The sequence below is a fragment of the uncultured Campylobacter sp. genome (assembly GCF_938031315.1).
Classification (GTDB): domain Bacteria; phylum Campylobacterota; class Campylobacteria; order Campylobacterales; family Campylobacteraceae; genus Campylobacter_B.
On sequence record NZ_CALHHT010000353.1, the window covers coordinates 1 to 6,080 of the forward strand.

The 6,080-nt window shown below is 50.8% G+C and carries 6 protein-coding genes and 1 pseudogene; all 7 read left to right on the top strand.

Annotated elements, in window-relative coordinates; translation table 11 throughout:
- Positions 1 to 686: phosphopantothenoylcysteine decarboxylase (locus Q0236_RS08475; RefSeq protein ID WP_297916881.1), on the top strand; the 686-nt coding region annotated here is incomplete at its 5' end.
- 3 nt (positions 687 to 689) lie between these two features.
- Complete coding sequence (uppS, locus tag Q0236_RS08480) at positions 690 to 1,367, top strand: polyprenyl diphosphate synthase (protein ID WP_297916883.1); 678 nt, start codon at positions 690 to 692, stop codon at positions 1,365 to 1,367.
- Positions 1,368 to 1,702: 335 nt separating this feature from the next.
- Positions 1,703 to 2,128: a hypothetical protein gene (locus Q0236_RS08485; RefSeq protein ID WP_297916885.1), complete on the top strand. Its 426-nt coding sequence runs from the start codon at positions 1,703 to 1,705 to the stop codon at positions 2,126 to 2,128.
- Between the two features lie 65 nt (positions 2,129 to 2,193).
- Positions 2,194 to 2,949 (top strand): A24 family peptidase, encoded by a 756-nt coding sequence (locus Q0236_RS08490; protein ID WP_177387934.1) that lies wholly within the window; start codon positions 2,194 to 2,196, stop codon positions 2,947 to 2,949.
- A complete protein-coding gene (locus Q0236_RS08495; protein WP_297916887.1) occupies positions 2,942 to 3,973 on the top strand; it encodes an LptF/LptG family permease in 1,032 nt (343 codons plus the stop codon). Before Q0236_RS08490 ends, Q0236_RS08495 begins: the two co-directional genes overlap by 8 nt.
- A gap of 619 nt (positions 3,974 to 4,592) precedes the next feature.
- Entirely contained in the window at positions 4,593 to 5,348 is a 756-nt protein-coding gene (gene truA / locus Q0236_RS13300; protein ID WP_367274745.1) for a tRNA pseudouridine(38-40) synthase TruA, read from the top strand.
- 357 nt (positions 5,349 to 5,705) lie between these two features.
- Positions 5,706 to 6,080: pseudogene (locus Q0236_RS13305) on the top strand (3-phosphoshikimate 1-carboxyvinyltransferase); the annotation flags it as partial.

Genomic DNA, 6,080 nt, shown 5'->3' on the forward strand with positions numbered 1-6,080 from the left:
TGAGCACCGAAGCGATCATGCAGACGCTAAAGCGTGCGCTTTACAACGATAAATTTTGGGAGGATAAAACCGTCATCATCACCGGAGGCGCGACGATCGAAAAGATCGATAGCGTGCGCGGTATTACAAATTTTTCCAGCGGCAAAACCTCTAAAGCGATTGCCGACGCGCTGTTTTATCTGGGCGCGGACGTGACGCTGATATCTAGCAACGAATATGAAAATTTGCCATATAAGCTCGTTAAATTTGAAAGCACTATCGGGCTAAAATCGGCGCTTGATAGCACAAAATTTCCCGACGGCGCGTATTTGATAATGGCTGCCGCGGTAAGCGACTACTCGCCGAAGGTGCGCTATAAAGACAAAGTGAAAAAAGCGGAGATCGGCGAAATTTGGAATTTACGCCTGGGCGAAAACGAGGATATCTTAAGCTCCGTGCGCGGAAATATCAAAAAGGTGGGCTTTAAACTCGAAACTGACCGCGAAAATGCCGTCGGCGAGGCCAAACGCATGCTAAACGAAAAGCACCTTGACGCCGTCTGCCTAAACGTACTGGACGACATCATCAAGCTCGGCGGCGACGTCCTTAAGGTCACTTTCATCACGAAAAACGATCAGGTCGTAATCGACACCGCGCCGAAGGACGAAGTCGCCCTAAAAATCGCGGCTGAGCTGAAAAAAATCTGATCCGTGAATAGCCTAAATCATCTAGCCCTCGTGATGGACGGCAACGGGCGCTGGGCGAAAAAGCGCGGTCTGCTGCGCACCGGCGGGCACGAAGCGGGTGTGGAGGTCGTGGAGCAGATCTGCGAGTTTTGCATCGACGAAGGCATCGCAAACCTCACGCTCTACGCCTTTAGCACCGAAAATTGGAAGCGCCCGAAAAGCGAAGTGGAATTTTTGATGAAGTTGCTTCAAAAATTCCTAATTTCGCGCCGCGAAAAATTTATCCAAAACGGGATAAAATTCTATCCGATCGGCGACATATCGGCTTTTGAGGGCGATCTGCGAAGCGAGATCGAATATCTTTCAAATTTAACTCAAAACGGGCGGGCGCTAAATTTTAACCTAGCGATCAACTACGGCTCGCGAGACGAGATCGTGCGAGCGTGCGAGCGGCTGCTTGCAAGCGGCGAGCGGCTAAGCGAAGCGGGCATCGGCGCGCATCTGGATACCGCGCACAGCGGCGACGTGGATCTGCTGGTGCGCACGGGCGGCGAGCAACGGCTGTCGAATTTCTTACTCTGGCAGGCGAGCTATGCCGAGCTTGCGTTTACGCCGACGCTGTGGCCGGATTTCACGCGCGAGGAGCTTGCGCGCATAGTGGATGATTTCCGCCGCAAACAACGCCGCTTCGGCGGTCTTTAAGCTGCGGCGCAGTCGCTCTAACGGTCGCTTTAAATTTTAAAATTTTAATTTGCAGAACCGCCCTGCGACGCAGTAAATTTTAAAATTTAATCAGCTGGCGCTCGCGATACCTTGAAATTTTAAAATTTCAGGATTTTAATTTGCAGCGCTGTAAAATTTAAAATTTTAACTATGTAGGCGCGCGGTGCCGCGAAATTTAAAAATTTTAGAATTTTAAAATTTCGCCCGCTTAAATTTAAAGCTCTAGCGCGAGCTAAGTTGCGCGACGCGGTAAATTTACGCGGCAGAATTTTAAAAATCACGCCGCCGTTCGCGCAAAAACCGAAAGAAGGGCTATGAGCTACTACATACAATGTGGTTGCGGCAAAAAGCTTACCAAAAAGCCGATGAAATCTCTAAGATGCCCAAGATGCGGCAGCGTGTATAAAAAACAAAAGAAATTTATACTCGCGGTCTACATTTGCCTGCTCCTGTTTTTTGTGCTAACATTTGCTTTCATCCCCGATAAAATGGGGATTTTGGCATCCGCAGGCAGCGGGATAGGCGCATATATTATGTTTTTATGGATCGTAGATACTTTGAACTTCGATCTTTTGGACGCCGTGATACTGGTGGCGGGATTTTTGATTTTCGGCGGATTATATGAGGCATGGGGCGAGCCGCTAATCGCAGGGCTCATAGCCATTTTATTTTGCGTAGGCGCGGCGGCGATTTTCGTAAAATTTTTCCCTTACGAGAGGCAAAAAATCAATGAAAACTAAGAAATTTCTCGCTACCATAAAGCGTTTGATTAAATTTTAAAAAGTTAAAGCTCCAAAGGAAAAAGATGGATTTAAATATCGTTTACGGCGTGATTTTTGCGGTATTCGGCACCTGCGTAGGCTCGTTTTGCAACGTCCTGATCTACCGCCTGCCGCGCGGACAGAGCGTAAATTTTCCCGCATCGCACTGCCCGAAATGCTCTCACGCTTTAAAATTTTACCACAACATCCCGCTGCTTTCGTGGCTCTTTTTGGGCGGTAAATGCGCCTTTTGTAAAACCAAAATTTCGATTCGCTACCCGATCGTCGAGCTTTTAGGCGGCGCGCTTGCGCTTGCGGCGTATTTCGGCGAGCCCGATCTTGCAAAAGCCGCAGTGCTTGGGCTTTGCTTTATCTTGCTTATGGCGCTTTCGGCGATCGATTTTGAGTATAAAGCCGTACCGGAGAGCCTTCTTTACGTAGTTACGGCGCTTTCGCTTGCTTATACGCTGATGTATGATTTTGATCTTAGCGGCGTGGGCGCGGCGGCGGGATACGCGGCGATATTTTTCGTGCTGCGCCTCATCGTCACTTTCGTGCTAAAGCGCGAAGCGATGGGCAGCGCGGATATTTTTATCGCGGGCGTTATGGGGGCGATTTTGGGCTGGAAGCTGGGCGGTATCTCGATCTACATCGGCGCGATTTTGACGCTACCTGCGTATCTCATCGCGCACAAAAGAGGCTATGAGCTGCCGTTCGTGCCGTTTTTATCGATGGGGCTGCTTCTTACCTTTATTTTTAGAGATCAAATTTTAAGGCTTCTGGACGTCATTTATGGATAGGGTGCAGCGCTATTTATTTAGCAATTTTGTCGGCTCGTTCGCGTCGCTTTTTAGCACGCTTTTTATCATAATGTCGATCGTATTTTTCCTTCAGATCGCGCGCATTACGTCGTTTATCGAGATAAATTTTTCAGAGCTAGTCAAGCTCTATCTTTTCATGCTGCCGCGCATACTCATATTTACGGTGCCGATCGCGTTTTTCGTAGCGCTTAGTATCTCGCTTTTTAGGCTCTCTAAAGAGAACGAAACCATCGTCATCTTTACGATCGGCTACGCCACGCGCAAGATCGCGCTGTTTTTTGGCATAAGCGCCGCGCTGTGTTCCTTGGCACTACTTTTCGTATCGCTTTTTATGATGCCGATAGCCGAAAATTTAAAGGACAATTTCATCGATTACAAAAAAATTAGCGCGACGCTAAATATCAAATCCAACGAATTCGGGCAGAAATTCTCCGACTGGCTCGTTTTTATCGACTCGCAGGAAAACAACGGCACAAGCACGCTGTATAAGGATCTCGTGCTGTATAATCCAGGCAACTCGCAGGATCACGAGCGGATGATCGTAGCGCGTAGCGGCGAGTTTAAAAACGAAAACGCGAGCTTTTCCGCGATGCTGCACGACGGCAAAATTTACACGATGGGCGGCGAACAGTGGCACGTAAGCGAGTTTGAAAGCCTAACCCTGCGCACGCAAAGCGACCGCAATATCCGCGGCGGAGGCGGCGTGATCGGATACTGGAGCGATATGAGCGGCAGCGAGAAGCGCAGGAAAGAATTTAGCATCTACACCCTCGTCTCGCTCTTTCCGCTGGCGAGCTTTCTGTTTGCGCTAAGCCTCGGCATCGTGACCTATCGCTATGAAAAAGGCTTCGTTTACGCGGGGATCTTCGGCGTGCTTTTTAGCTACTTCGCGATGATTATGCTACTCTCCAAATACCCGAGCATCGCGCTTCCGGTGACATTCGGCGTTACGCTTATCGGCTCGCTGCTATACTACAGGATCAAAATTGCCCCGAGATACTGAAAAAGACTCCGAGCTTTGCGGCGGCGAAATTTTAAACAAAAGCTCGTCCGCTCGAAATTTAGCGGATAAAATTTCGGCTAGCAAGCCTAGCGCGTCTAAAATTTTGCGTGGCGTAAATTTAAAATGCAAAGCGCAAAACGGCGAGCAGGTTTTGATCTTAAACGATAAAATTTTAAATTTTAAAAATTCCGCTCTTGCAAGTACGGCAAGCGATACAGCTGCCTATACTGCGCCCGATTGCGGTTTAAAGCAAGAAAGTGTCAGGCGGAATTTGGACGCCGTTTCCGCTAAAAAGACTACGCGTGCGGCAAATTTAAATTCCGTCCGCAGAAATTCCGCCGATACCGCCGCTTTGGATATTTGTGCGGCAAACGCTGCGAAAGCTAATGTAGCGAGCGACGACGCTTTAAAAATCCATATCTCGTCCGCCGCAAAATTTTACACTACCCGTCCCGCGTCCGCCCGCACCGAAAACTCCCGCAAAGCAGATGCCGCCTACAAAGCGGGCATTTCCGCAAACACCCTCACAAGCGCGTCCGAACTCAAAAATATTCCCAAGAGCGCGCCCGCAAGCGACTTCGCAGCGAGCGAACTTGCGCACATCGGCAAAATAAGCGCCCTGCCAAATACTCCTGCAGATGCGTGCACATATGCCGCGAGCGCAAACTCCGAGCGCGTAAAGCTCAAGCTCGTCTATTCCTATGACGGCTCGAAATTTAGCGGCTCGCAGTCTCAGCCTCACGGGCGCGGCGTCGAGGACGTGCTGCGCGCGGCTTTGGGGCGAGTGGGTATCTTTGCGCCGCTAATCAGCAGCTCGCGCACCGATAAAGGGGTGCACGCGCTGCGCCAGGTAAGCTGCGTCGAATGCGCCGTGCACTGGGAGCTGCCGCGTCTAAAAGAGCTCATAAACCGCCACTGCGCGCCCTATATTTTTGTACGTCACATCAGCCCGGTGCCGCGCGATTTTCATCCGCGTTACGATGCCGTAGCGCGCTGCTATCGCTACGTTTTAAACCACGGACATCCAAGCCCCTTTCTTAGCGATTTTTGCGTGTTTTATCCGCGCGTAGATCTTGCCGCGCTCAATGCTGCGCTTGCAAATTTCGTCGGCGAGCACGATTTTAGCGAGTTTATGAAAAGCGGCAGCGACATAAAAAGCCCTGTGCGCGAGCTCTACGTCGCGCGCGCCTACTCTTTTAGAAATTTGACCTTGATAAATTTTAAAGCCAACGGATTTTTGCGAGCGCAGGTGCGGCTAATGGTCGCAAACGCCCTAAAATCCGTGCAGAGCGGGCGCAAGATCAGCTTCTCGCGAGCGCTTAGCAGAATCCCCTTCCCGCCGAACGGGCTGTATCTTAGCAGCGTGAGTTATTAAGGCTTTAAATTTATAGCGTTAAATTTTATCCACGGGCGTTTGGATTTCAAGCTTAGAATTTTATTGCGGTAAAATTCCGCATATCAGAGCAGATCGCCGAGCTACTAGCACCTCTATTCTCTAGATGAAGTAGTGAAGCCGTCTCCCTCCCTTGGACTCTCCTACCGAGAGCAAACAGCACCCCTACACCTTCGCTGGACGCTCCCTCCCTCGAAGAGCCTCTGGGCAAGATCCCTCCTCCTCGACGCTCTTCGAGGTAAGCTCCCACCCTTAGCCTTCGCTGAAGGTACCCCACAAGATATCTTAGCGCTACATACTGCTCTCCTTGCTTGCCAAGGGGGGGCGGAGGAGGTCTGTGTGTTGGAGTCGGGTACGGCGATGCGCTTTGTCTGTGCTTACCTCTCTGTCACGACCCAGCGACCCGTGAGGCTCTTCGGTACGGGTCGCCAGCATGAGCGACCCATAGCTCCGCTGGTGGAGGCGCTACGGAGCCAAGGGGCAAAGATCACCTATCTAGACGATGCAGGCTATCCCCCGCTACTCATCGAGCCCAGTACCATCGCTTGGCAGGGCTGTGAGCTGGATGCCTCTGCTAGTTCGCAGTACCTGAGTGCCCTCCTCCTCCTTGCTCCACTGCTTCCCATAGGCTTTGGGGTTGATACACGGCGCTATGGCCTTGCCTCTCGTCCCTATGCCCTAATGACAAAAGCCCTGCTCCAAGAGCAAGGCTTT

Coding starts and splice junctions, on each gene's coding strand:
- Q0236_RS08485 (WP_297916885.1), top strand. CDS start 1,703: ATGAGCTACTACATACAATGTGGTTGCGGCAAAAAGCTTACCAAAAAG.
- Q0236_RS08490 (WP_177387934.1), top strand. CDS start 2,194: ATGGATTTAAATATCGTTTACGGCGTGATTTTTGCGGTATTCGGCACC.
- Q0236_RS08495 (WP_297916887.1), top strand. CDS start 2,942: ATGGATAGGGTGCAGCGCTATTTATTTAGCAATTTTGTCGGCTCGTTC.